This window comes from Streptomyces sp. NPDC028711, assembly GCF_055565415.1.
This window is the reverse complement of sequence record NZ_JBVHUJ010000001.1, coordinates 1,137,099-1,162,228: the sequence shown is the minus strand read 5'-3', so window position 1 is coordinate 1,162,228 and position 25,130 is coordinate 1,137,099. Positions and strand designations below refer to the sequence as shown.

Below are 25,130 nucleotides of genomic sequence, written 5' to 3'. Positions count from 1 at the left end.
GAGAATGTCACTGCTGCTCGCTCCCTCGTAGCTCCGACCGCACTGCCGATACGAGGATCGATTGCCAAAGCTGGAGGTTGTCCTTCTCCCGACTTCCGCTGTACTCCTTCTCGAAGGCCTGATGGAGGAGGAGATAGAGCATGGCCTTCACCAAGGGGGCATCGTGGGGATCGTGCGCCTTCCCTCCAAGGATTGCGTCACGGTAGTGGTCGTTGATGACGATGGCCCGATTCTCACGATCGATGTCGAAGAGGAGCTCGTTCCCGAGTCGGCGCCATTCGACGGAGACGGGAGTCTCGTGGGGCAGGACGGGTGACTCCTCGATGATGGTCTCGCGCAGGGCCGGCGTGAATCCTTCACCGGGGGCGATCACAGACCTTCGGACGGTCCCGGCCCGCTTTCGCGCCTCTCTGTAGGTGGAGTCCGCGGTGGTGAGGTAATCGAGGAATGTCGGGAGGTTGTCATCGCCGTCCGCGCTGCAGGTCGCGCTTTCCAATGCCGCGATGAACTCCGGGGACGTCTCCACCCCGGACTTTTTGACGGTGAGCCGGAAAACGTCTCCCGGTGTGTCAGGAAGGTCAACGACGACACGGGCCAGGGAGAGGTGCTGTTCGGGCTGCCGGAAGTTGTTCCAACCGCCGGCCTGTACGAGACGGTCGTGGCGGTAGAAGTAGAAACCCTGGCGATCCATGACCGAGCCGATCGCCCTGTACTCGTCGAGGTTCGACTTCGGAGTCCAGACATGGGCCACGAGGCCGACCTCGCCCAGTCCCGGCAGGGTGGTGGTGAACACCTGCGGATAGCCGGGTGCCCCCGACACCGGATACCCGAAGGGGTCCAACGGCTCCACACCGAAGTTCATGTACACCGACCCGCTACGAACGTCCTCGACCGCGATGGTGATGTTGAAGTCGTCGCATGAGAGAAACCGATGGAAGTGCAGGCCCAGATGGAGCCCCAACTTGTTGATCGTGCGCTGGAGGTAGCGATCGGTCTGGCCTCCGCCCCCGTGCTTCGGGAAGTCCTTGACACCGTCCCAGCGAACGACAGTGCCCTGCCACGTGATGGGGCGTCCGTCGTCGTAGCGGTCGATCAGCATCTGGGCGTAGTCGGGGGCGACGATGTCGCAGTGGAAGCCGGAAACAGCTCGCTCCATGAGCCAACGTCGTCCCACGGCTCGCGTGCGCTTGGTCGTGCTCACCACTGTCACCGCCGACGCGTGGCTCAGTGAAGCCGACTTCAGTCCCATGCCGAACATCCCGAGTGCATCGGCAGCGTAGTTACGGCGACCGCCCACGGTCATCGCGACGTCGAGCTCTTCGTCCGTCATTCCGTGACCGTCGTCCACCACGAGCAGACTCACCAGCTGGTCACCGTCGCGGAGGAAGTGGATGACCACGTCCTTTGCACCGGCATCGATCGAGTTGTCGACGAGGTCGGCGACAGCGACCTCGAACCCGTAGCCCTGGCTGCTCAGCGCCTCCATGTAGCGCGCGTCAGGCGGGAGAACTTTGCTCCCGGCGACAGGAACGTCGAACTGCCAGGCCTGATTCATGGGCTTGCCTCGAGTTGTCGAATCACGTGTGGTGGAAGTGTGACGGTAAGGCACCGGTCCGACAGTCGGTCAATGCTTCCGGGTCTCCCGTGATCCCTTCTCGGTCCCGGACGCGCCGGACGAGGATCCCTCCGTGCCGTCGTGGCCCGTGTTTTTTGCTTTGGCCGCGATGACGACGCCTGCGATCTGTTGCACGTCCTCGTGCTCCCAGAAGCGCAGCACCGTCCACCCCAGGGCTTCGAGGTGCTCCGTCGTCTCGCGATCCCGTGCCACGTTCTTGTCGAGCTTCGCTCGCCACCACTCGGCGTTGGCCTTCGGTTGCGTTGCGTGCCAAGGGCAGCCGTGCCAGAAGCAGCCGTCCAGGAAGACCGCGATTCTGGCAGGTCCGAAGACGATGTCGATCGTGCGACGGGGCATGTCCGGAACCGGGACGTTGACGCGGTAGCGCAGGCCGGAGGCATGCAGAAGCCGGCGCACCGCCAATTCCTGAGTGGTGTCGCGGGTGCCTTGGCGGCTCATGCGGGCCGAGACGGCGGGGGAGGACGGTACGGCTTCGGACACACCTGCATTGTGCCGGAGAAGCCGCGGGCGTCACTCGCTCCCGTGGCACTCCCCATACATTCGACCCGACCCGCACCAGCACGGAGCCGTGCGCGCCGGCGGCCAAGCCGTCGCCCGCCCCCGGGCCGCCAACGTCGTCGCGTACTGGGGCAGCAGGTCCGCGTTCGACGGGTGGGTGGATTCTGAGGCGGCGAAGGCTTCGTACGAGGGGACTGTGGCGCGGACGATGCCCAGGTTCGGGGTGCCCGCCTGGGAGAGTTCGCGGAGGGAGGCTTCGATGTCCGTGAGGTGGGCGCGGTACGTGGGGTATTCCGCTTCCAGTTCCGGGTACGCCGCCAGGAGCTCGTCCAGTTCCGGTTCCGGCCAGTGCAGGACCGCCACCGGGAACGGGCGCGAGAGGGCCGTGCGGTACGTGCCCAGCTCCGAGCGGAGGCGGTCGATCTCCGCCTGGAGTTCCGCCGGGTCCGACGAGCCGAGCGACCACAGGCGCTTCGGGTCGTGCAGTTCGTCCAGGGGGACCGCGCCGGTGTGCAGGCGGTCCGCCCGTACGTCCCAGTCGTCGTGCGGGAGCGCCAGCATCCTGCGGACCCGGTGGCGGGTGATCAGGAGCGACTGCGTCGCGTGGGGGAGTTCCGCACCGGTGGCCAGGAGTTCCGCCGCCTCCGTCAGCGTGGACTCCGCCGCCTCCAGTTCGTCGTGGGCCTCCAGCGTCTCCGCCGCGATCTCCCACGGGGACGCGTCCGAGGGCCGTGCGCTCCGCAGGCCGTCGATGATCGCCCTGGCCTCCGCCTCGTGGCCGTACTCCCACAGGTTCGCCGCCTTCAGTGCCCTGATGAGGTGCGGCTTCGCCGGTGCGGCGGACAGGAGGGAGTCGTAGAGGGCCGATGCGGCCGGGCGGTCGCCCGCCAGTTCCAGATGGGCCGCGGCCTGGAGGAGCAGGGGCTCCCGGTCCTCCGGGTACTGCGCGGCGGTGCGCAGCAGGCGCTCGGCTTCGGTGGCGTGGGCGGCAGGCGTGTCGGGGCGCATGCGCTCCACCGTACTGCTGTACGGGCCTGGAGAGTTGGCACCCCAGCGCTTATCGTGCCCGCGTGCGGGCCAGGGTGGGGCAGCGGGTGCCGGTCGTCGTCCAGTCGCGAGGGCGGCGCCGCAGGGGTGCCCGGGCGCTGTGGGTCGGCGCCGAGGCCTTCGTCACCTGTGGCGTTCTCCTGCTGCTTCTCGTCGTCCATCAGCTGTGGTGGACCAACCAGCAGGCCCGTGCCGAGGCCCGTCAGCAGGTGACCGCGCTGGAGCGGGAGTGGGGGATGTCTCCCCCTGCCCCGTACTCCCCTCACCCGCCCTCCTCCGTTCCCTCTCCCGTTCCTTCCGGCGTCGGTACGGTCGAGCCGTCCACGGCGGTGCCGGGTGAGGGGGGCCCAGGGGGCGCTGCCGGCGGGCCCGGCCCCCGTACCGCCCCGCGCGACCCGTCCCCCGAACCTTCCGCCGCCTTCGCCGTCCTCCGTATCCCCCGGATCGGCCTCACCGCGCCCGTCGCCCACGGCGTCTCCAAGCGTTCCGTCCTCGACAAGGGGTACGCCGGGCACTATCCCGGCACCGCCGGCCCCGGCCGGGCCGGGAACTTCGCCCTCGCCGGGCACCGGAACACCCACGGCGAGCCCTTCCGGTACATCAACCGGCTGGCGAAGGGCGACGAGATCTCCGTACGGACGCGGGACGCCACGTACATCTATCGCGTCGATCAGGTTCTTGCCCGGACCGCTCCCCGTGACGTCGGGGTCATCCGGGCCGTGCCCCGGTCCCTCGTCAAGCCCTCGTACGGGTACGACGCTCCCGGTGCCTATCTCACCCTCACCACCTGTACCCCCGAGTTCAGCAGCGCCTACCGGCTCGTCGTCTGGGCGAAGCTCATTTCCGCCGGAGCCCCAGTACGAGAGTGAGCGCCGCGCCGGTCACCGCCAGGCCCGCCGATACGAACAGAGCCGTGTCCGGTCCCGTCGGTGCCAGGGCGAGGGTCAGGGCCACGCCCGCCGCGGAGCCGATGTAGCGCGCGGTGTTGTTGGCGCCCGAGCCCATCGCCGCGCGCTCCGGCGGTACGGAGTCGACCGCGAGCCGGGGCAGCGCGGCGTTCAGGAGGCCGCTGCCCACGCCCGCCACGAGGAGGCCGGGGAGGAGGCGTGTCCAGGGGCCCTCCATGCCTCCGAGCAGGGCCAGGATCCCCGCCGCCGACAGGGTGAAGCCCAGGGTGAGTTGGTACGGGGCGGAGAACCGGGCCGGGAGGCGCCGGGCCTGGAGGGCCGCCACGAACGCCGTGCCCGACCACAGCACGAACAGCCAGGCCGCCTCCAGCGGTGACATCCCGGCCCCGCCCTGGAGCAGCGCCGGCACCACGCTGAACAGGCCGATCACCGCGAGGCCCGTGAACAGCGCCCCCAGCGTCGACGCCAGGAACGCCGGCCGCCGCAGCAGCGCCAGATCCACCATGGGCGTACGGCTCCGGTGTTCCACTGCCACGAACGCTGCCGTGAGGGCCGCGGAGGTCAGGAGCAGGAGGCCCACCTGGGGGCGCAGCCAGCCGTCCCGGCCGAGCGTCAGCGCCGTGAGCAGTGCCGCGAGCGCCAGGCCGAGAGTCGTCGCGCCCGCGATGTCGGGGCGGGAGCCTTTCGGTTGTCCCTGTGGCCTGTCGGTCGGCAGCAGTCGTGTCCCCGCCGCCGCCGTCGCGAGGGCCGCCGCTCCGAGGGCCGCGTACGCGAGCCGCCAGTCCACCAGGCTCAGCGCGCCCGCGAGCAGCGGGCCGAGGGCGATGCCGCCGCTGACGGACGCGCCCCAGATGCCGGTGGCCCTGATCCGGTCCCGGCCCGACGGGTACGCGTGGGCGAGGAGGCCCAGGCTGCCTGCCAGGACTGCCGCGCTCGCCGCGCCCTGCGCGATACGGGCCGCCGTGAAGGTGAGCGTGGAGCCCGCGAAGGCGCCGAGGGCGGTGGTCAGGCCGAGAGCGAGGGTGCCGAGGAGGAAGACCCGGCGACGCCCGTGCGCGTCGGCGAGGCTGCCGGCGACCAGGAGGAGGACGGCGAGGCCGAGCGGGGTGCCGTTGAGGAGCCAGGCCTGCGCGGAGGCCGGGGTCGAGAAGGCGGCGGCCATGTCGGGGAGGGTGAGCATGGGGGCCGTGTAGTTCATCAGCGCGACGGCCGTGGCCGTGGCGGTGACGGCGAGGGCGGCCCCCGAGCGGGAGCCCCGGGGTGGGGCCGAGGGGCGGGCGGAGGACGCGAGCTGGGGCACGGCAGGGACCTCCGCCTGTCAGTTCGGTGAATGAACCCACCGGGGTGGGGCCACCGTAGCAGGTAAGTTCAGTCAACGAACCTGGATTGGTTACGATGGGCCCATGGCTCTCGGCAAGGACTACGCCCATCAGCAGTGCTCCATCGCCCGCGCCCTCGAAGTCGTCGGCGAGCGCTGGACCCTGCTCGTCGTCCGCGACGCCTTCTACGGCGTCCGCCGCTACAACGACTTCCTCGTCCACCTCGGCGCGCCCCGGGCCGTCCTCGCCGCCCGCCTCCAGGCCCTCGTCGACGCCGGCGTCCTCGACCGGCGGCGCTACCAGGAGTCGCCCCCGCGCGACGAGTACGTCCTCACCGCACGCGGGCTCGCCCTCTGGCCCGTGCTGCGCTCGCTCGGCGCCTGGGGCAGGGCCGAGGCCCCCGGAGCCGTACCGGTGCGCCACTTCCACCACGCCGACTGCGGCACCGAACTCGGTGCGTACGGCGAATGCCCGGCCTGCCGCGTCCCCGTACCGCCCGCCGACGTGGAGACGCGCCCCGGCGCCGGGCTCGACCCCGACCCCGCCGACCCCGTCAGCCGCGCCCTCCTCCGGCCGCGCCGGCTGCTCGTGCCCCTGCGTCCGGACGGAATGACCTAGGCCTTCCTGTCGGACAGGCACTTCCCGCCCGGCAGGAACTTCCTGGCGTCGTCGCGCGTCCATCTGGGCAGAGAGTGCGAGATGAGCGTGCGAGGGGGGTACGGGATGGCCAAGGACCTGGTCCTGCGCGTCGTCGCGTCGCTGTTCGGCCTCCTCGCGCTCGCCGATCTCCTCCTCTCCGAAGGGGGCGGCCTCTCCACAGCCGTCGCCCTCGCCGCGACCGCCGTCGTCTGCGCCCTGTCCGGCGCGGCCCGCACCGCCCCCGCCGTACCGCCGACCCGGGTCCGTACCGCCATCCGCGACCGCGAGCGGCGCACCGCCTTCCTGCCCCAGCGCGACCCCGACGCCGCGGGCCGGCGCAGACCCCGCGCTCCCGGCCGTCCCCTCCTGACGGCCGCGTAGGGAGCGTTCCCCGAGCACCCCGAGCACGCCGAGCACCTTGAGTGCTTCGGGTACTTCGAGTGCTTCGGGTACTTCGAGTACTTCGAGCACCTCACGCGGATCCGTCATGCCGAGATCTCCCCTTTCTCCCGGCACGACGAGACCCACGGAGGGTCCCCATGTCCGCGCTCCTTTCCCTCTTCGCCTCCCTGGTCGAGCGGCTCGCCGACCTGCTCCAGCCGCTCTTCGCCACCACCGCGACGGCCGCCGCCATCGTCCTCTTCACCCTGCTCGTCCGGCTCGCGATCCACCCGCTGTCCCGGGCCTCGGCCCGTGGTCAGAAGGCCCGCACGCGGATCGCGCCGCAGCTCGCCGCGCTGCGGAAGAAGCACGCCAAGAACCCCGAGCGGCTCAGGAAGGCGATGACCGAGCTGCACGCGCGGGAGAAGGTCTCGCCCTTCGCCGGCATCCTGCCCGCCCTCCTCCAGGCACCCGCGTTCCTGCTCATGTACCACCTGTTCGCCGGCGACCGGATGGACGGGCACACGCTCTTCGCCGCCCCGCTCGGCGACCACTGGGCCGACGCCCTCGCCCACGGCGGCGTCGTAGGCCCGGCAGGCGTCGTCTACCTGGTCCTCTTCGCGCTCGTCGCCGGCGTGGCCACGTTCACCTACCGCCGTACGAAGCGGCAGCTCGCCGCCCAGCCCCTCGACCTGGGGCAGCCCGGACAGCCCACCCCGGGTGCCGGCGCCATCGCCAAGGTCATGCCGCTGCTCTCCTTCGCCACCCTGATCACGGTCGCCGTCATCCCCCTCGCCGCCGCCCTCTACGTGGTCACGAGCACCACATGGGCGGCCGTCGAACGGGCCCTTCTCTTCCGCGAGGAGAAGAGCTCTCAGGCCGTTGCTACTCGCGCGTAAGGGTCCACTGGCTGAACGGGGTCTTGCAGAGTGACCCGTTGTCTTGGAGGATCGACCAATCCTCCGATGGCCGCACTCCATCGGCCGGGGTACCTCAGGGCCCTTCCCAGGCCCGCCTCGACCACAGGGAGAAGTCCATGAAGCTGCTGCGTGTCGGTCCGCCCGGAGCCGAGCGTCCCGCCCTGCTCGACCAGGACGGAACGCTCCGCGACCTGTCCGCCCTCGTCGACGACATCGACGGCAGTCTGCTCGCCGACGCCTCCGCCCTCGACCGGATCAGGGCCGCGGCGGGGGCCGGTGTGCTGCCCGCGCTCGACGCCACCGGGCTGCGCGTCGGCCCGCCCGTCGGCCGCATCGGCAAGGTCGTGTGCATCGGACTGAACTACCACGGGCACGCCGCCGAGACCGGCCAGGCCACCCCCGCCGAGCCCGTCGTCTTCCTCAAAGCCGCCGACACCGTCGTCGGCCCCGACGACACCGTGCTCGTACCGCGCGGCTCCGTGAAGACCGACTGGGAGGTGGAGCTCGCCATCGTCATCGGCCGCACCGCCCGCTACCTGGAGACCGACGAGGAGGCCCTCGCGCACGTCGCCGGGTACGCCGTCGCCCACGACGTCTCGGAGCGCGAGTTCCAGATCGAGCGCGGAGGCACCTGGGACAAGGGCAAGAACTGCGAGACCTTCAACCCGTTCGGCCCCTGGCTGGTCACCGCCGACGAGGTGCCCGACCCGCAGGCGCTCGGGCTGCGCCTCTGGGTCAACGGCGAGCTCAAGCAGGACGGTCACACCTCGGACCAGATCTTCCCGGTCGCGGAGGTCGTCCGGTACGTCAGCCGGTTCATGACCCTCTACCCCGGCGACATCATCAACACCGGCACCCCCGCCGGCGTGGCCATGGGGCAGCCGGAGCCCAAGCCGTACCTGCGCCCCGGTGACGTCGTCGAGCTGGAGATCGACGGTCTCGGCCGGCAGCGGCAGGAGCTGAAGGGCGCCTGACCCGTAAGGGACGTCAGGGAGGGGGCGCCGCCGTCGGTCTCGTCCTCGGCGGCGGCGCGCCCGTACCCGTGGCCCTCAGTCGGCGGCGGAGGCGTACGAGCTGAGCAGGCGTTCCAGCGCCTCGACGACCAGGGCGTGGTCCTCGGCCTGCGGCAGTCCCGAGACCGTGACCGAGCCGATCACCCCCACGCCCTCGACCGCGAGCGGGAACGAGCCGCCGTGCGCCGCGTACCGGTCGGGGTCGAGGCGCGAGGACTCCTCGAAGGTCGTCCCCTTGGCGCGGAACCGGGCGCCGACCAGGAACGAGCTCACGCCGTACCGCTCGACGACCCGTCGCTTGCGGTCGATCCAGGCGTCGTTGTCCGCGCTGGACCCGGGCAGCGCGCAGTGGAAGAGCTGCTGCGGTCCGCGCCGGATGTCGATCGCGACCGGCGCACCGCGCTCCCGGGCCATGCCGACCAGCAGGGTGCCGAGCGTCCAGGCGTCCTCGTACGTGAACCGGGGGAGGGCCAGGCGGGCTTCCTGGGCCTCCAGTACGGAGATCTCGCCGTCGCTCACAGCGTCACCGTGATCCCCTCGCGGGCCGACCGCCTCGCCGCCTCAAGGACGTCGAGCGCGGCCGCCGCCTCGTACGCCGTGACCGGGTTCTCGCCGGTGCCGCGCAGGGCGGCGGCGACGGCCGCGTAGTACGCCGGGTAGTCGCCCGGCAGCGACTCGACCGGGGTGCCGCCGCCGGTCAGCGGCGACTCGCCGGCGCCGAGCCGGCCCCACAGCTCCTCCGGCTCCACGCCCCACGTCCCGCCGCCCGGCACGGGCCGAAGGCCCTCGCGCAGGTCGGCCTCCTGCGGGTCGAGCCCGTACTTCACGAAGCCGGCGCGCCGCCCGAGCACCCGGAAGCGGGGGCCGAGCTGGGCGGTGGTGGCGCTCACGTGGAGATGGGAGCGGACGCCGTTCGCGTGGGTCAGCGCGAGGAACGTGTCGTCGTCGGCCTCGGCGCCCGGCCGGCGTACGTCCGACTCGGCGTACACCGAGACCACCGGGCCGAAGAGGACGAGAGCCTGGTCGACGACATGGCTGCCCAGGTCGTAGAGCAGCCCGCCGATCTCCTCGGCCGCGCCGGACTCGCGCCAGCCGCCCTTGGGCAGCGGCCGCCACCGCTCGAAGCGCGACTCGAAGCGCTGGACCTCGCCGAGCGCGTCCTCGTCGATCAGGCGGCGGAGGGTACGGAAGTCGTTGTCCCAGCGGCGGTTCTGGAAGACCGAGAGCAGCAGGCCCCGCTCGTCGGCGAGGGCGGCGAGGTCGCGGGCCTCGGCGGCCGTCCCGGCCAGCGGCTTGTCGACGACGACCGGGAGGCCGGCCTCCAGGGCGGCGGTCGCGAGGGCCACGTGCGTCTTGTTGGGGGAGGCGACGACGATCAGGTCGAGCGCTTCCGCCCCCTCCTCCCACAGCTCCTCGGGGGTGGCGACGACCCGGACCCCCGGGTGGGCGGCGCGTGCCTCGGCGGCCCGCTCGGGGTTGCCGGTGGTGACGGCGGCGAGGACGAGGTCCTCGGAGGCGGCGATCAGCGGGGCGTGGAAGACGGAGCCCGCGAGGCCGTAGCCGACGAGTCCGACGCGGAGGGGGGTACGGGGGTCGGTGCCAGTCATACGGCCACTTAAGCAACGGTGTTGCCAAAGTGCAAGCGACCGCCACAATGGGCAGGTGAAGACCGACCTGGGTGGAGTGAACGTACCGGCCTTGCGCAGCCACAACGCGGCGCTCGTGCTCGACCTGCTGCGCACGGCGGGGGAGCCGGGCATCAGCCGCCTCGAACTGGCCGAGCGGACCGGACTCACCCCGCAGGCCGTCAGCAAGATCACCGCGCGCCTCCGGGCGGAGGGCCTCGCCACGGAGGCCGGCCACCGTGCCTCGACCGGCGGCAAGCCGCGCACGGTGCTGTGCCTCGTACCCTCCGCCGGCCACGCCGTCGGCGTCCACCTCGACCGGGACGAACTGACGACGCTCCTCACGGATCTCGCGGGCACGGTGGTGGCCTTGCGGCGGCGCCCGGTGGATCTGGGGGCGGGGGTGGGGCGGGTGCTGGATGTGGTGACGGAGGAGGTACGGGGGGTGGTGGCGGGGGCGGCGGCCCTGGGGGAGGGGGCGGCTGGTGAGGAGGGTGCGGTCGATGAGGTCGGTGCGACGGGGGTGGGCGGCGGGGTCGACGTGGTTGGCGTGGCTGGTGCGGTCAGAGCAATCGGCGTGGCCGACGCGTCTGGCGTGGCCGGTGCGGTCGACGCGACTGGTGGGGCCGACATGGCCGACCCCATAGGCGCTGCCGGCGCTGCCGACGTGGCCCGCGCTGCCGACGTGGCTCGCGCCGCCCGCGCTGTCGGCGTCCCTGGCGTTCTCGGTGTCGGAGTCGCCATGCCCGGGCCCCTGGACCACCGCGCGGGCGTGCCCGGCAGGGTGACCGGCTTCCCCGAGTGGGACGGTCACCCCGTCCGCGAGGAGCTGGCCCGGCGCCTCGGGCTTCCGGTCGTCCTCGACAAGGACACCAACGCCGCCGCCCTCGGCCTCGCCCTCCGCCCCGCCGCCCCCGGTTCCTTCGCCTACGTCCACCTCGGTACGGGCCTGGGCGCCGGCCTCGTCCTCGGCGGCGCGCCGCTGCGCGGGGACAGGACGGGCGCGGGCGAGCTCGGCCATCAGACCGTGCAGCTCGACGGGCCGCCGTGCGGCTGTGGCGGGCACGGCTGTCTGGAGGTCCTGTGCCTCGCGGCGGTCGGGCGCGGTGACCTCGCCGGGGCCGCCCGCGTCCTCGGCGCGGGCGCGGCCAACCTGGTGCGGCTCCTCGACATCGACCAGGTCCTCCTGGGCGGGCGGGTGGTGCTCGCGGCGCCGGGGGTGTTCGCGGACGGGGTGCGCGAGGTTCTGGCGGGACTCGGTCTGACGACCTCGGTGGGCGTCGCGGCGGAGGCGGACGCGGTGGCGGTGGGGGCCGCCTGGCTCACTCTCGCTCCGATCTTCGGAAAATAGGCTGATCGGGCGGATTGGTCGGGCCGTCCGGGGGCGGGTGCGGTGTCGCTGCCCGGTCAGGCCTCTCCGGGGTGGCAGCGTCGCGGCCGACCCGTACGCCCGCGAGCAGCAAAGGCCCCGCCCCATGGCATCCGCCCCCCTGCGACCGCGCAGCGCCCGCGCCCTGACGACGGCAGCCGCGATGGCGGCCGCCGCCACGGCCCACCTGACCCTGACCGCCCCGGCTCTGGCGGCCCCGGGCGCCACGGCCCCAGGCGCCAAGGTCCCGGGCCTGTCGGCCCCGGCCGCCCACGTCCCGGGACTGTCGGCCCCGGGCGCCAAAGCCCCCGGCCTGTCGGCCCCGGCCGCCCACGCCCCGGCCGCCCCAGCGCCCGTCGCGCCCCGCGCCCCCACCTCCCCCCACCTCTCCGCCCCAGCTCTGGTCAGTCTCGCCCCCGCCCCCGATCCCCCCGCCCCCACCTGCGGTTCTCCCTCCGGGGCCGCCTTTCCCCTCGACACCCGGCTGCACGGCGGGCCCGCCGTCTACGCCGCCGGCGGGGCGCCTCGGGAGTGGAGGCTCGACCTCACCAACACCACCGCCGCGCCCTGTTCCGGCATCCACCCCGTGCTCGTCCTCACCGACCGCGAGCGGGTGCTGCGCCCCGAGCAGATCCGGTTCGAGTTCTACGACGCCGGGGCCGCGCGCTGGCGGCCCGTGGCCTTCGAGGTGACCGAAGAGGCGGAGAACGTGGGCGCGTTCACCGGGTTCGGCGGCTTCGCCGTTCCCGCGGGCCGGACGCTCACCGTGCCCGTGCGGCTGGCCTTCGCCGCGGGGACCGCCCCCGACGAGGTCGTCGTCAACGCCGCCGTCGTGCAGCGCCGGGGCGCCGACGGCGACTGGGTCGGCGAGTCCGGCGACTACCGCCTGACCGTGGGACCCGCCGCCCCCGAGACCCCGGCCGAGAGCGAAGCCGACGGAACCGCCGAACCGACCCCACCCGACCCGTCGGCCCCCGGCGCGACCCCCCGCCCACCCGGCTTCACGGCCGACCCCAGGGACCCGGGCGCCCACCCGCCGGGCCGTGAACTCGCCCGTACCGGACGGGAATCGGAGGCGTACGCGCAGCGCCTCGCCCCGCTCGCCGCCGCGCTCGTCCTCCTCGGCGCGGTCCTCGTCCGCAGCCGCCGCCCCCGCCACCTCGGCACCCTCCTCCTCCGGGTTCGCCCACCCCGGCGCCTCGGCGCTCTCCGCGCGCGGGTCCGCCGCTCCCGGCACCGCTGAGCCCACCCCGCCACCCCGGCGCCTCGACGCCCGCCGCGCGCGGGCCCCCGCACCACCGAGGCCGCCTCGACGCCCGCCGCGCGCGGGCCCCCGCACCGCCGAGCCATGTCCCGTACACCTTTCCGTTCATCCCCGTCTGCGACCATCCCCCGGTGAACTACCAGAACACCCCCGGCGCCCCCGTCCGCTCCGGCGTCCCCGAGCACGGCCGCGTGCCCAAGTACTACGCCGTCAAGAGCAGACTCGCCCTCATGCTCGACGAGTTGGGCGAGGGCGGGCTGCTGCCCACCGAGCGCGATCTCGCCGTCCGGTACGAGGTGTCCCGCGAGACCGTCCGGCAGGCGCTGCGCGAACTCCTCCTGGAGGGGAGGCTGCGCCGCCGGGGCCGGGGCACGGTCGTCGCGGGGCCGAAGCTGGAACAGCCGCTCTCGCTCGCGAGCTACACGGAGGGCGTGCGCCGCCAGGGCCGCCGCCCCGGCCGCAGTCTGATCTCCCTCGACCGTTTCCCCTGCCCGGAGGCGCTCGCGCCCGAGGTCGGCGCCGAACCCGGCGAGCCCGTCTGGCACATGGAGCGGGTGCTGCTCGCCGACGACGAGCGGGTCGGCCTGGAGAGCACGTACGTCTCCGAGGCCCGCGCCCCGCACCTGGACACCGAGTTCGACCCGGACTCCTCCTTCTACGCCTACCTCCTCGACCGGCTCGGCATCTCCTTCGGCACCGCCGACGAGCGCATCGAGACGGTCCTCGCGACCCCGCGCGAGGCCCTCCTCATCGGCACGCCGCCCGCGCTCCCGATGCTGCTGCTCCACCGCGTCTCCCGGGACACCTCAGGGCGCCCCCTGGAGCGGGTCCGCACCCTCTACCGGGGCGACCGCTTCAGCTTCACCGCCCGTCTGGGCGCGCAGGACTGACGAGGAGTGAGCCCGCCCGAGCGCGCTCCCATGTCACGTAACGATAACGGGTCTGGTCCAAGCTTGTCGGTCCGTTCACCGTCCCGTCGCCCACCCGCCCCGTCCGGGCCACCCGCCGCCGCGACCGTCATCGGCATGAAGGTGATCGTCGTAGGAGCCGGCGTGGTGGGAACCATGCACGCCTGGCACGCAGTGGAACGCGGCCATGAGGTCGTACACATCGAGCGCGAGGCCGAGGCGCGCGGAGCCTCCCTCCGTAACTTCGGCCAGATCTGGGTGAGCGGACGGGCGGGCGGCGAGGAACTCGACACCGCCCTGCGCGCCCGCGAACTCTGGGAGCGCATCGGGGCCCGCGTCCCCGGCCTCGGCTTCCGGCCCAACGGCTCCCTCACCCCCGTACGGAACGAGCGCGAGCTCGCCGTCGCCGAGGCCGCCGTCGCCCGCCCAGACGCCGCCGCCCGCGGCTACAAGCTGCTCACCGCCGACGAGGCCCGCGCCGTCAACCCGGCCCTGCGCGGCGCGTTCCAGGCCGCGCTCTGGTGCGAGCGGGACGCGGCCGTCGAGCCGCGCCTCGCACAGCTCGCCCTCCGCGAGGCGCTCCTCGCCACCGGGAAGTACACGTTCCTGCCCAACCGCGAAGTCCGCGACATCGTCGGCGAGAACGGGGTCCGTGACGACCGGGGTGAGATCCACACCGGCGACGCCGTCGTCCTGTGCACCGGCGCCTGGCTCTCCGGCCTCGTCCGCGAGGTCGCCGGCGAGATACCCGTCCGCCGCGTCCGGCTCCAGATGATGCAGACCGAGCCCCTCGGCGAGCCCCTCACCACCTCCGTCGCCGACGCCGACTCCTTCCGCTACTACCCGGCCTACGCCTCCGAGGCGCTCGACGCCCTCCAGGCGGCGCAGCCGCAGGACCCCACCGCGGCCGCCCACAAGATGCAGCTGCTCATGGTGCAGCGCCTCGACGGCGGACTGACCATCGGCGACACCCACGAGTACGAGCACCCCTTCGCCTTCGACACCCTCGAAGACCCCTACGAGCACCTCACCCGCGTCGTCGAGTCCTTCCTCGGCCGCCCGCTGCCGAAGATCAGGCGGCGCTGGGCCGGGGTGTACGCGCAGTGCGTCGACACCAGCCGGGTCGTTCACCGCCAGCGGGTCCGCGACGGCGTGTGGCTGGTGACAGGCCCCGGCGGCCGCGGGATGACGTGCTCGCCCGCCATCGCCGAGACGACCGCGAACGAACTGGGCTGGTGAACCACATGACCCCTACGGACAAGCACACGCACGGCCTCGTCGTCCTCGACATGGCCGGCACCACCGTCGCCGACGACGGTCTCGTCGAGCAGGCCTTCACCGTCGCCGCCGAGCGCCTCGGCGAAGACCCCGCCACGATGATCGACCACGTCCGCGCCACCATGGGCGAGTCGAAGATCTCCGTCTTCCGCCACCTCCTCGGCGGCGACGAGGAGCGGGCGCGCAAGGCCAACCTCGCCTTCGAGGAGGCGTACGGCGAACTCGCCGCCGGCGGTCGCATCGCCCCGATCCCGGGCGCCGCCGAGACCATCGCCACACTCACGGAGCAGGGCAGGACCGTCGTCCTCACCACCGGTTTCGCCCGGGTCACCCAGGACGCCATCCTCGACGCCCTCGGCTGGCGCGACCTCGTCGGCCTCACCCTCTGCCCGGCCGACGCCGGCGGCCGGGGCCGCCCGTACCCCGACATGGTCCTCGCCGCCTTCCTCCGCACCGGCGCCGTCGACGACGTCCGGCAGATCGTGGTCGCCGGCGACACCTCGTACGACATGCTCAGCGGCGTCCGCTCCGGCGCCGGGATCGTGGCCGGCGTCCTGACCGGCGCCCACGGCACGAGCGCGCTCACCGAGCACGGCGCCGACCGCGTCCTCGCCTCCGTCGCCGAACTCCCGGCACTGCTCCAGGAGTTCGAGGCATGACCAGCGGCATCCGCTTCGACGCCGTGTCCGTCGCGTACGGCGGCACCACCGTCCTCGACCGGCTCGACCTGACCGTCGAACCCGGCGAGGTCATGGCCCTCCTCGGGCCCTCGGGCTCCGGCAAGACCACCGCGCTGCGGGCCGTCGCCGGATTCGTGCGGCCGGCCTCCGGGCGGGTGCTCATCGACGACCGCGACGTCACCCACCTCCCGCCGCACCGGCGGGGGATCGGGATGGTCGTCCAGCAGTACGCCCTCTTCCCGCACCTGCGGGTCGAGGCCAACGTCGCCTTCGGCCTGAAGGCGCAGAAGGCCCCCAAGGGCGAGATCCCCGGCCGGGTCGCCGAAGCCCTGGAGATGACCGGCATGGCGGCGTACGCCCACCGGTACCCCCGGGAGCTCTCCGGCGGCCAGCAGCAGCGCGTCGCCATCGCCCGCGCGCTCGCCATCCGGCCCAAGGTGCTCCTCCTCGACGAGCCGCTCTCCGCGCTCGACGCGCAGCTCCGCTCCGGGATGCTCGCCGAACTGGCCCGGCTCCACCGCGAGCTGCCCGACGTGTCGATCCTGTACGTCACCCACGACCAGGTCGAGGCGCTGACCCTCGCCGACCGGATCGCCGTCATGGACAAGGCCCGGCTCCAGGACTGCGGCACGCCGCAGGACCTCTACCGCAGGCCGCGTACGGAGTTCACGGCGTCGTTCGTCGGCAACGCGAACCTGCTGCCGGTGACGGTGGCCAAGAACGGCGTGACCTTCGGCGGGGCCGAGCTGAAGGTCGCCACCGACGACGTGGCCCCCGGCGCCGCGGCCACCCTCTGCGTACGCCCCCACCTCGTCGGCCTCGGCCCCGGCCCGAACGCCCTGAGCGGCCGGATCGCCGAGGTCCAGTGGCGGGGCTCCACCCACCGGCTGTACGTCGAGATCGGCGGGCACCGGGTGAAGGCCGACGTCCGGGAGCTGCGGGAGACGCCGCTCCTCGGGGCCGAGGTCACCGTGCACTTCGCGCCCGAGGATGGCGTCCTGATCGCCGCGGGGGTGTCGAATGGGTAGCCAGGGGAGCGGGCTCAGGGAGCGGGACCCCGCAACGGGCGTTGTGCCCGCCCTCCCCCAGACTTCGTCCGGGGGGACCCCCATGGCCCCTGCGGAACGTACGCCCATAACGGGTACGCGGCGAGCGATACCCACCTGGGTCTGGGCCCTTCCCCCCGTCGCCGTCCTGGCCCTCGTCTTCCTCTACCCCCTCGCCCTCGTCGTCCAGGAGTCCCTCGCTCCCGGTGCCTACGCCGGCGTCCTCGCCTCCCCGTCCTTCCGCGAGGCCCTCGTCACCACCGTGTGGCTCGCCGTCGCCTCCACCGCCGGCTGTCTCGTCCTCGGCTTCGTGCTCGCGGTCGTCATCGCCTTCGTACCGTTCCCCGGCGGGAAGGCGGTGTCGAAGTTCATCGACGTCTTCCTCTCCTTCCCCTCCTTCCTGATCACGCTCGCCCTGCTCTTCCTCTACGGCACGGTCGGCATGGCCAACGGTGTCTGGACGGACGTCACCGGTGACACGACCGGCCCCTTCCAGTTCCTGACCACGCCCTGGGGCGTCCTCCTCGCCGAGATCACGTACTTCACCCCGTTCGTGATGCGGCCGCTGCTCGCCGCCTTCTCGCAGATGGAGACGGCCCAGCTGGAGGTGGCCTCCTCGCTCGGCGCCCGGCCGCTGCGGATCGTCCGGCAGGTGATCCTGCCCGAGGCGCTGCCCGCGCTCGCCGCCGGCGGCAGCCTCGTCCTCGTCATGTGCCTCAACGAGTTCGGGATCGTCCTCTTCACCGGCGCCAAGGGCGTCACGACGCTCCCGATGCTCGTCTACAGCAAGGCGATCCTCGAATCGGACTACGCCGCCGCCTGTGTCGTCGCCGTCGTCAACGTCGCCCTCTCCGTGGGCCTCTACGTCCTCTACCGGGGGGTGAGCCGCCGTGCTGGTGCATAGCCGTACGGGCAGGTGGACGGTGTGGACCGGGTTCGCCGTCCTCTTCGTCCCGCTCTTCGCGCTGCCCCTCCTCGTCATCGTCGCCGCCTCGTTCTCCACGCACTGGTCCGGCGCCTTCCCCTCCGGGCCGACCACCGCCCACTACGCGGCGGCCGTGCGCGGGGAGTCCCTCCAGGCGCTCACCACCAGCCTGGTCACCGCCGTCACCGCGAGCCTGGTCGCGCTGACCGTCGGCACCTGGGCCGCGCTCGCCGGGGCCGCTCTCGGCAGGAAGGGCAAGAGGGTCCTCGACGCCCTGTTCATGCTGCCGGTCGCCGTGCCGTCCGTGGTCGTCGGCCTCGCCGTCCTCGTCGCGTTCTCCCAGCCGCCGGTGCTCCTCAACGGCACGCACTGGATCGTGATCCTCGCCCACACCGTCCTCGTCACGGCCTTCGCCCACCAGTCGGTCTCGGCCGCCCTCACACGGCTCGACCCGATGTACGAGCAGGCGGCGGCCAGCCTCGGCGCCCGCCCCTCGTACGTCCTGCTCCGGGTCAAGCTGCCGCTCCTGCTGCCGTCCCTGAACGCGGCCGCCGGACTCTGCTTCGCCCTGTCCATGGGCGAGCTCAGCGCCACGATGATGCTCTACCCGCCGGACTGGATGCCGCTCCCGGTGCTCATCTTCACCGCCACCGACCGCGGCTCCCTCTTCACCGGCTCGGCGCTGGCCGTGGTCCTCATGGCCGCGACCCTGCTCGCCCTGCTCGCCGTCTCCCGCATCCGTACCAAGGCCTCCTTCCGCTAGAGCCTGCCCGAACTCAGGAGAGAACGACGTCATGCGCACGTACGCCCAGCCGATCGCCGCCGTCACCGGCTCCCTCGCCCTCGCCGTCACCCTCACCGCCTGCGGAGGCTCATCCGCCGCGTCCGACGAGAAGATCGTCACCGTCTACAGCGCCGACGGCCTCAAGGGCGAGGCGGGAGACGGCTGGTACGACAAGGTCTTCGCCGACTTCGAGAAGAAGACCGGCATCAAGGTCAAGTACGTCGAGGGCGGCTCCGGGGAGATGGTGCAGCGCGCCCTCCGCGAGAAGAGCAACACCCAGGCCGACGTGATCGTCACCCTGCCGCCCTTCATCCAGCAGGCGGACTCCAAGGGCCTCCTCCAGGCGTACGAGCCCCAGGGCGCCGACCAGGTCGACGGCGGGGACAAGTCCGGCGACGGGAAGTGGACCTCCGTCGTCAACAACTACTTCGGCTTCATCCACAACAAGAAGGAGCTCCCCGAGGCCCCGAAGACCTGGGAGGAGCTGCTCGACGGGAAGTTCAAGAACAGGCTCCAGTACTCCACCCCCGGTGTCGCGGGCGACGGCACCGCCGTCCTCATCAAGGCGATGCACGACTTCGGCGGCCAGGAGCCGGCGATGGAGTACCTGAAGAAGCTCCAGGCCAACAACGTCGGCCCGTCCTCCTCCACCTCCAAGCTCGCCCCCAAGGTGGACAAGGGCGAACTCCTCGTCGCCAACGGCGACGTGCAGATGAACTTCGCCCAGTCCGCGTCCATGCCGAACCTCGGCATCTGGTTCCCGGCCAAGGACGGCGGAAAGCCCACCACCTTCGCGCTGCCGTACGCGGCCGGCCTGGTCGACAAGGCCCCGCACACCGAGAACGGCAGGAAGCTCCTCGACTTCATGCTGAGCGAGGGCGCCCAGCGCGAGGTCAGCGCGATCGGCGGCGGCTTCCCGGCCCGCAAGGACGTCAAGGCCACCGACGCCAACGCCATCGAACTCGCCAAGCTGATGGAGGGCGTCGAGGTCTTCGAACCGGACTGGGCCGACATCGACGAGAACCTCAAGACGTACGTGGACGCCTGGAAGTCCGCGACCGGAAGCTAAGAGTTCACCGCACGACTCTGGCAGGCTCCGGGTACATCGCGGAAGGATAACGGGTACGGACCAACGCCCCTGAGAGATCAGGGGCGTTGGCATGCCCTCACCCCCTTCCACGGAGGACTCCGCATGCCGATCACCGGTATCTCCCGCCGCACCGTGCTCGCCGCCGCCGGTGCCACCGCGGCCGTCGCCGCCACCGGACTCGCCACCGCCCCCGCCGCCCGGGCGGCCGCCGCGCCCACGCTCCCCAACGGCACCAGCAAGGACAAGGTGCTCGTCGTCGGCATGGACGGCCTGCGGTACGACCGGATCGACGCCGCCAGGGCCCCGCACCTCAAGTCCCTGATGGCGAACGGCACCTTCGGCCGCTCCCTGCTCTACGCCAGCCCGATGGCCGTGACCTCCTCCGGTCCCGGCTGGTCCACGATCTCCACCGGCGTCTGGCCCGACAAGCACGGCGTCAAGGACAACAGCTTCACCGGCAAGAACTACGGCCAGTACCCCGGCTTCCTCGCCCGGCTGCACCAGATCCGCCCCGAGCTCTCCCTCTTCGCCGCCGTCGACTGGCCCGAGCTCGACACCCACGGCACCGTCACCCCCGGCGCCGACGCCAAACTCGTCTACAACAACGACTACGCCGTCAACGACCTCGTGATCACCGACATCACCGAGGACATCCTGCGCAACCAGAACCCCGACGTCCTCTTCGTCTACTTCGGCGAGACCGACGCGGCCGGCCACAGCTACGGCGCCGCGAGCCAGAAGTACCTCGACGCCATCGACGTCCAGGACGGCTACCTCGGGCGGCTGCTCGCCGCGATCAAGGCCCGCCCCGCGTACGCCACCGAGCGGTGGACGGTCATCGTCACCACCGACCACGGCCACACCGACGGCGGCGGCCACGGCGGCTCCGCCATCGAGGAGCGGCGCACCTTCGTCCTGGCCCAGGGCCCCGGCATCGCCGCGGGCCTCCGGCCCATCGACACCCGGCTCGTCGACGTCGCCGCCACCGTCTTCCACCAGCTCGGCATCACCCCCGCGCCGTCCTGGGGCCTCGACGGCAAGCCGATCCAGGAGCGCTCCACCGACCCCTTCGACGCGCTCTACGGATCCCTCTCCGGCCGCGTCGACGAGACCGGCATCCCCGTCGGCGTCCTCGGCTTCACCCACACCGCGCCCAGCGGCTGGTCCGTCATCAACAACGCCATGGGCACCGGCGGCATGACCGAGTGGCGCGGCTGGTCCTTCGCCACCGACGAGTTCTGGTCCCGCTCCCAGCGCGACCAGTCCCGCGAGCTCAACGTGCGGGCCCGGGGCGTGTTCGCCGTCGCCGACTCCGACGAGTGGGCCGACAAGACCTTCTCCGGTACGTACGACTCGACCCTGGTGACCCCCGCGTACGGCGTCTCCGGGGCGTCCTCGGTGACCCTGGACTTCACGACCTTCTACCGCCAGGAGGGCGCCCAGTCCGCCCAGGTCCTGGCGAGCTTCAACGGCGGCACGCCCACCCTGGTCAAGAGCTACACGGCCGACGTGATCTCCAGGCCGCAGTCCCTCACGGTCGCCGTCCCCGCCGGTGCCTCCAGCGTCAGCTTCCGCTTCCGCTACACCGGCGCCAACAACTGGTACTGGACGATCGACGGGGTCAAGATCAGGACATCCTGACTAGGCTTGGGGCGTCGCCACAGCGCTGTCGCGGCGCCCCCAGCACACCGCACGTTTGTACGGCAGGAGTCCCGCACCCATGGCAGAGCGCAAGCCGATCGAATCCTGGCTGACCGACATGGACGGCGTCCTCATCCACGAGGGCGTGCCGATCCCCGGCGCCGACGCGTTCATCAAGAAGCTGCGGGAGACCGGGAAGCCCTTCCTGGTCCTCACCAACAACTCGATGTACACGGCCCGCGACCTGCACGCCCGCCTCGCCCGGATGGGTCTCGAGGTCCCCGTCGAGAACATCTGGACCTCGGCCCTCGCCACCGCCAAGTTCCTCGACGACCAGCGCCCCGGCGGCACCGCGTACGTCATCGGCGAGGCCGGTCTCACCACGGCGCTGCACGACATCGGCTACGTCCTCACCGACCACGCCCCGGACTACGTGGTGCTCGGCGAGACCCGTACATACTCCTTCGAGGCGATGACCAAGGCCGTACGCCTCATCAACGCCGGCGCCCGCTTCATCTGCACCAACCCCGACGAGACCGGCCCCTCCCTGGAGGGCCCGCTGCCCGCCACCGGCTCCGTCGCCGCGCTCATCACGAAGGCCACCGGCAAGGACCCGTACTTCGCGGGCAAGCCGAACCCGCTGATGATGCGCACAGGACTCAACGCGATCGGCGCCCACTCCGAGACCAGCGCCATGATCGGCGACCGGATGGACACCGACATCCTGGCCGGTCTGGAGGCGGGCATGCAGACCTTCCTGGTGCTGACCGGTCTGACGACGCAGGCGGAGATCGACCGCTTCCCCTTCCGCCCCTCGAAGATCGTCCCGTCGATCGCGGACATCGTCGACCGCGTGTAAGGGGCACTCCGGCCGTCCCCTGCGGATGCGATCAGCGCGGATCCGGGTGACCCTGCCAGTACCAGGAGGTCACGATGCGTTCAGGTCCCATTGCTCTCCGTGCCGCAGGGGCGGCCTTCGTCCTCGCACTGGCACCCGCCGCCGGTGGCGCGTACGCCCACGACGGGGTGAAGGTCACCGTCACCCCCTCCACCGCCAAGCCGGGCGCCGACGTCGACGTCCGCGTCCAGGGCTGCAAGGGCACGACCGGGGCCGCGAAGTCCCCGGCGTTCGTCGCCGACGCGGAGCTCACCGGCCGGGACGGCGGGGGCGCCCCGCTGTTCGGCGACACCACGATCAGGTCCGGGCTCCGGGACGGTACGTACAAGGTCGGCGTGACCTGCGACGGCCATGACCACCCGGACGTCGGCACCGTACGGGTCGAACACCGGAAGCCCACCGAAGAGCCGACGCACAAGCCGACGCACAAGCCGGAGCCCAGGCCGACGCACCGGCCGACCCACCACGCGAGCCCGGTCGCCCCGGTCCGCGCGGGCGGCGGCGGCACCGCCGCGTTCGCCGCACCGGCCGCCCCCGGCGTCGCCCAGACGACGAGCGCGAGCGGCCTCGGCACCCCGTACACCCTGCTCGGCCTCGGCATGGCCGCCGTCGCCGCCGTCGCGGTCGCCTTCCGCAGCTCCCGCCGCCGCGCCGACGGCTCCGGTACGGGCCAGGAGTGACGGTGTCGTCCGGAACCCGCCCGGCGGGCAACGGGCGACTCGTCACCGGCGTGACCTGGGCGCTTCTCCTGGCCGGGCTCTGGCTCTGGGGCGGTGGGGCCACCGAGGGACCCGGCGGCAGCTCCGCGCCCACCACCGGCGACATCGCGGCGGTCGGCCGCCCGCTCGGCGCCGCCCTGCCCCCTGCTCGCGACCCGCTCGCGCCCGTCGCACCCCGGCGGATCGAGATCCCCTCGCTCGGCATCAGCGCGCCCGTCGTGGCGCGCGGCCTCGACGGCACGGGGGCGATCGATCCGCCGCCCTACGAGAGGGCGCACACGGTCGGCTGGTTCGGCGCCGGCACCCCGCCGGGCGCGGCCGGCCCGGCACTCCTCGTCGGCCACGTCGACACCGACACCCGGCCGGCCGTCTTCTACGGCCTGAGCGCGGCCCGGCCCGGCGCCGAGGTCCGCGTCACCCGTACGGACGGATCGGTCGCCGTGTTCACCGTCGACGACGTCCAGGTCCATCCCCGGGAACACTTCGACGCCCGGAAGGTCTACGGGGCCCGCGAACCGCACCGCGCCGAGCTCCGCCTGATCACCTGCGGCGGCACCTTCGACCACGCGACCCGCGCGTACACCGCGAACGTGGTCGTATCGGCGTACCTGACGGGGTAGCCCGAGCGAGAACAAGGCCGGAAAACGACCAAGACCCCCTCACCATCGGTGAGGGGGTCTTGACTCTGCGTGCGCCGCCAGGGACTCGAACCCCGGACCCGCTGATTAAGAGTCAGCTGCTCTAACCAACTGAGCTAGCGGCGCCTGCTGACAGAGAGAACTCTACCTGACGTGCGGGGGTGCTTCCGACCAATACCAGTCACCACCGGCCTGTCGGATGGTCGTATAGAGCCTTTGATCCGTCAAAATGCGATATGGCCGGACAGTTGAGACACTCGCCCAAAACCAAGGGTCAAAAGATCTTGACGAGTGTGGAGGGGAATCGCATGAGCGTGCCGGTCTTCGAGGAATTCGAACCCGCGGCCGACTGCGGCTGCCCGGGGTGCGCCCGGCAGCGGCGTGACCTCGCGCTTGGCCTGCCCGTCCGGGCGGGCGGACACCCCGCCGCCCACGGCGCCCGCCGCGCCCTGGTCCTGGTGACGGCGGCCGGAGCGGTCCTGGGAGGCGGCGGTGCCGGGGCGGCGACGGCCCTCCCGCCGCCGACGGGCCCGCTCACCCCGGCGGACCTGACGGACGGGGTGGCGCGGACCCCGGCCGACGCGGGGGCCGACACCCCGCAGGGAGGCCGGGCGCCGCTGCACGGCGCGCCGGGCCCCGGCTCCCAGCCCTCACCGACCGCGTCCCCGACGAACAGTCAGGTCACGACGGGCACCCTGCGGCAGACCACCCGGACCCAGATCATCAACCGCGCCAAGCTGTGGGTGTCGGCCCAGGTCCCGTACTCCATGGAGAAGTACTGGTCGGACGGCTACCGCCAGGACTGCTCCGGCTACATCTCGATGGCCTGGAACCTGCGCAGCAACGAGTGGACCGGCAGCCTCGACCGCTTCGCCGAGCGGATCGACCGCACCGAACTCCAGCCCGGCGACATCCTGCTCTTCCACAACCCGGCCAACCCGACGCGCGGCTCGCACGTCACGATCTTCGGCGGCTGGACCGACTACACCCACACCGCCTACGTCGCCTACGAGCAGACCAAGCCGCGCACGCGGAAGCAGCCGACGCCGATGGCGTACTGGGAGAACGCGAACCGGTACGTGGCCTACCGCTACAAGGGCGTCGTCAGCGGCGGCAGCTCCGGCGGGACCGGCGGCGGGGCGGCGCCCACGGCGACGCCGTACCCCGGCGTGGCCATGTTCGGCCCGGGCGCGAACAACGCGCACATCACCCAGCTCGGCAGGCTCCTCGTCGACCGCGGCGGCAAGAAGTACTACAGCAGGGGACCCGGCCCGAAGTGGGGTGACGCGGACCGCCGCGCGACGCAGGCGTTCCAGCTGGCGCAGGGCTGGAAGGGCAAGGAGGCGGACGGCCTGCCCGGCCCGGACACCTGGAAGCTGCTCGTCACCGGCAAGGGGAAGAGCATCGGCGGTTCGAGTGGTTCGGGCGGGTCGAGTGCGAATGCGACGGGGTTTCCCGGGCGTGGCTCCTTCCGTCCGGGCCAATCCAACGCATATGTGGAGAAGCTGGGCAAACAACTGGTGAAGCGGGGCTTCGGCAAGCACTACCTGTCGGGACCCGGTCCGCGCTGGACGGAGGCGGACCGCCGCAACGTCGAGGCGTTCCAGCGGGCACAGGGCTGGCGCGGCGCAGCGGCCGACGGCTACCCGGGCCCGGAGACCTGGCGGCGCTTGTTCCGATGACCCCGAGAGCATGAGGTGGACCCCGAATGACGGCATCGACCCCGAACCCCGCGGACTCAGGTGCGGCGGCCTCCCGAGACGCGGCCCGCACGGCCAGACGCCTGACGGACGGCACGCTCCCCCGCACGACCCCCCAGGCCTCACCCCCGGGCACCCCGCCGACACGAACGCCGACGGAACGGGGGGAGACGTCGGCATCGACAGCGGCTTCGTCCGGGGGGC

At 72.4% G+C, this 25,130-nt stretch carries 25 protein-coding genes and 1 tRNA gene; 19 read left to right on the top strand and 7 right to left on the bottom strand.

Features of this window, described 5'->3' with window-relative positions:
* Positions 1-7 precede the first annotated feature (7 nt).
* The 3 genes from ACZ4VK_RS05095 to ACZ4VK_RS05085 all read right to left on the bottom strand — a co-directional run bounded on the left by ACZ4VK_RS05095 (position 8) and on the right by ACZ4VK_RS05085 (position 3,142).
* The gene (locus ACZ4VK_RS05095) at positions 8-1,555 is read right to left on the bottom strand and encodes an ATP-binding protein (RefSeq protein ID WP_468348530.1); all 1,548 of its coding nucleotides are present in this window, start codon (positions 1,553-1,555) and stop codon (positions 8-10) included.
* Positions 1,556-1,624: 69 nt separating this feature from the next.
* Positions 1,625-2,074 carry a very short patch repair endonuclease gene (locus ACZ4VK_RS05090; RefSeq protein WP_468348874.1) on the bottom strand — a complete coding sequence of 150 codons (450 nt, stop codon included), beginning with the start codon at positions 2,072-2,074 and terminating at the stop codon, positions 1,625-1,627.
* Positions 2,075-2,146: 72 nt separating this feature from the next.
* Complete coding sequence (locus ACZ4VK_RS05085; RefSeq protein WP_468348528.1) at positions 2,147-3,142, bottom strand: SEC-C domain-containing protein; 996 nt, start codon at positions 3,140-3,142, stop codon at positions 2,147-2,149.
* Between the two features lie 62 nt (positions 3,143-3,204).
* Between ACZ4VK_RS05085 and ACZ4VK_RS05080 the strand changes: the two genes are divergently transcribed.
* On the top strand, positions 3,205-4,050 hold the full coding sequence (locus ACZ4VK_RS05080) for a class E sortase (protein WP_468348526.1): 846 nt from the start codon (positions 3,205-3,207) through the stop codon (positions 4,048-4,050).
* On the opposite strand, the gene ACZ4VK_RS05075 is transcribed toward ACZ4VK_RS05080, so the two are convergent.
* Positions 4,019-5,389 (bottom strand): MFS transporter, encoded by a 1,371-nt coding sequence (locus ACZ4VK_RS05075; protein WP_468348524.1) that lies wholly within the window; start codon positions 5,387-5,389, stop codon positions 4,019-4,021. The two genes, ACZ4VK_RS05080 and ACZ4VK_RS05075, sit on opposite strands and share 32 nt — an antisense overlap.
* Positions 5,390-5,492: 103 nt before the next feature.
* Between ACZ4VK_RS05075 and ACZ4VK_RS05070 the strand changes: the two genes are divergently transcribed.
* The 4 genes from ACZ4VK_RS05070 to ACZ4VK_RS05055 all read left to right on the top strand — a co-directional run bounded on the left by ACZ4VK_RS05070 (position 5,493) and on the right by ACZ4VK_RS05055 (position 8,322).
* Positions 5,493-6,026 carry a winged helix-turn-helix transcriptional regulator gene (locus ACZ4VK_RS05070; RefSeq protein ID WP_468348522.1) on the top strand — a complete coding sequence of 178 codons (534 nt, stop codon included), beginning with the start codon at positions 5,493-5,495 and terminating at the stop codon, positions 6,024-6,026.
* Between the two features lie 105 nt (positions 6,027-6,131).
* Complete coding sequence (locus ACZ4VK_RS05065; protein ID WP_468348872.1) at positions 6,132-6,428, top strand: DUF6412 domain-containing protein; 297 nt, start codon at positions 6,132-6,134, stop codon at positions 6,426-6,428.
* A 158-nt stretch (positions 6,429-6,586) separates the two neighbouring features.
* Positions 6,587-7,327 (top strand): YidC/Oxa1 family membrane protein insertase, encoded by a 741-nt coding sequence (locus ACZ4VK_RS05060; RefSeq protein ID WP_468348520.1) that lies wholly within the window; start codon positions 6,587-6,589, stop codon positions 7,325-7,327.
* A 137-nt stretch (positions 7,328-7,464) separates the two neighbouring features.
* Positions 7,465-8,322, top strand: coding sequence for a fumarylacetoacetate hydrolase family protein (locus ACZ4VK_RS05055; protein ID WP_468348518.1), 858 nt, complete (start codon positions 7,465-7,467; stop codon positions 8,320-8,322).
* Positions 8,323-8,397: 75 nt separating this feature from the next.
* Here the strand turns inward: ACZ4VK_RS05055 and ACZ4VK_RS05050 are convergent, their stop codons facing one another.
* Both ACZ4VK_RS05050 and ACZ4VK_RS05045 read right to left on the bottom strand, forming a co-directional pair.
* Positions 8,398-8,880, bottom strand: a complete 483-nt coding sequence (locus ACZ4VK_RS05050) for a heme-degrading domain-containing protein (protein ID WP_468348516.1) — start codon at positions 8,878-8,880, stop codon at positions 8,398-8,400.
* Positions 8,877-9,968, bottom strand: coding sequence for a Gfo/Idh/MocA family protein (locus ACZ4VK_RS05045; protein ID WP_468348514.1), 1,092 nt, complete (start codon positions 9,966-9,968; stop codon positions 8,877-8,879). The genes ACZ4VK_RS05050 and ACZ4VK_RS05045 overlap by 4 nt, the downstream gene beginning before the upstream one ends.
* Positions 9,969-10,023: 55 nt before the next feature.
* Here ACZ4VK_RS05045 and ACZ4VK_RS05040 point away from each other — a divergent pair, with 55 nt between their 5' ends.
* The 13 genes from ACZ4VK_RS05040 to ACZ4VK_RS04980 all read left to right on the top strand — a co-directional run bounded on the left by ACZ4VK_RS05040 (position 10,024) and on the right by ACZ4VK_RS04980 (position 23,208).
* Positions 10,024-11,337, top strand: a complete 1,314-nt coding sequence (locus tag ACZ4VK_RS05040; protein WP_468348512.1) for an ROK family protein — start codon at positions 10,024-10,026, stop codon at positions 11,335-11,337.
* Positions 11,338-11,461: 124 nt separating this feature from the next.
* Complete coding sequence (locus ACZ4VK_RS05035; protein WP_468348510.1) at positions 11,462-12,598, top strand: hypothetical protein; 1,137 nt, start codon at positions 11,462-11,464, stop codon at positions 12,596-12,598.
* A gap of 152 nt (positions 12,599-12,750) precedes the next feature.
* Positions 12,751-13,509: a GntR family transcriptional regulator gene (locus ACZ4VK_RS05030; RefSeq protein WP_468348508.1), complete on the top strand. Its 759-nt coding sequence runs from the start codon at positions 12,751-12,753 to the stop codon at positions 13,507-13,509.
* A gap of 135 nt (positions 13,510-13,644) precedes the next feature.
* A complete protein-coding gene (locus ACZ4VK_RS05025) occupies positions 13,645-14,766 on the top strand; it encodes a TIGR03364 family FAD-dependent oxidoreductase (protein ID WP_468348506.1) in 1,122 nt (373 codons plus the stop codon).
* Between the two features lie 5 nt (positions 14,767-14,771).
* Positions 14,772-15,464 carry a phosphonatase-like hydrolase gene (locus ACZ4VK_RS05020; protein WP_468348504.1) on the top strand — a complete coding sequence of 231 codons (693 nt, stop codon included), beginning with the start codon at positions 14,772-14,774 and terminating at the stop codon, positions 15,462-15,464.
* Positions 15,461-16,513 (top strand): ABC transporter ATP-binding protein, encoded by a 1,053-nt coding sequence (locus ACZ4VK_RS05015; RefSeq protein WP_468348502.1) that lies wholly within the window; start codon positions 15,461-15,463, stop codon positions 16,511-16,513. Before ACZ4VK_RS05020 ends, ACZ4VK_RS05015 begins: the two co-directional genes overlap by 4 nt.
* 82 nt (positions 16,514-16,595) lie before the next feature.
* Positions 16,596-17,435 carry a 2-aminoethylphosphonate ABC transporter permease subunit gene (locus ACZ4VK_RS05010; protein WP_468348500.1) on the top strand — a complete coding sequence of 280 codons (840 nt, stop codon included), beginning with the start codon at positions 16,596-16,598 and terminating at the stop codon, positions 17,433-17,435.
* Positions 17,422-18,219 (top strand): ABC transporter permease, encoded by a 798-nt coding sequence (locus tag ACZ4VK_RS05005; protein WP_468348498.1) that lies wholly within the window; start codon positions 17,422-17,424, stop codon positions 18,217-18,219. Before ACZ4VK_RS05010 ends, ACZ4VK_RS05005 begins: the two co-directional genes overlap by 14 nt.
* A 31-nt stretch (positions 18,220-18,250) precedes the next feature.
* A complete protein-coding gene (locus ACZ4VK_RS05000) occupies positions 18,251-19,309 on the top strand; it encodes a 2-aminoethylphosphonate ABC transporter substrate-binding protein (protein WP_468348496.1) in 1,059 nt (352 codons plus the stop codon).
* Between the two features lie 123 nt (positions 19,310-19,432).
* Entirely contained in the window at positions 19,433-20,971 is a 1,539-nt protein-coding gene (locus tag ACZ4VK_RS04995) for an alkaline phosphatase family protein (RefSeq protein ID WP_468348494.1), read from the top strand.
* 79 nt (positions 20,972-21,050) lie between these two features.
* On the top strand, positions 21,051-21,830 hold the full coding sequence (locus ACZ4VK_RS04990) for an HAD-IIA family hydrolase (protein ID WP_389679351.1): 780 nt from the start codon (positions 21,051-21,053) through the stop codon (positions 21,828-21,830).
* 74 nt (positions 21,831-21,904) lie between these two features.
* On the top strand, positions 21,905-22,549 hold the full coding sequence (locus ACZ4VK_RS04985) for a hypothetical protein (protein WP_468348491.1): 645 nt from the start codon (positions 21,905-21,907) through the stop codon (positions 22,547-22,549).
* Positions 22,550-22,551: 2 nt separating this feature from the next.
* Complete coding sequence (locus ACZ4VK_RS04980; RefSeq protein ID WP_468348489.1) at positions 22,552-23,208, top strand: class F sortase; 657 nt, start codon at positions 22,552-22,554, stop codon at positions 23,206-23,208.
* A gap of 70 nt (positions 23,209-23,278) precedes the next feature.
* On the opposite strand, the gene ACZ4VK_RS04975 is transcribed toward ACZ4VK_RS04980, so the two are convergent.
* Positions 23,279-23,352 (bottom strand) — tRNA-Lys (locus tag ACZ4VK_RS04975).
* A 182-nt stretch (positions 23,353-23,534) separates the two neighbouring features.
* On the opposite strand from ACZ4VK_RS04975, the gene ACZ4VK_RS04970 reads away from it, so the two are divergent.
* Positions 23,535-24,908: a peptidoglycan-binding protein gene (locus ACZ4VK_RS04970; RefSeq protein WP_468348487.1), complete on the top strand. Its 1,374-nt coding sequence runs from the start codon at positions 23,535-23,537 to the stop codon at positions 24,906-24,908.
* The last annotated feature ends 222 nt before the right edge of the window (positions 24,909-25,130 follow it).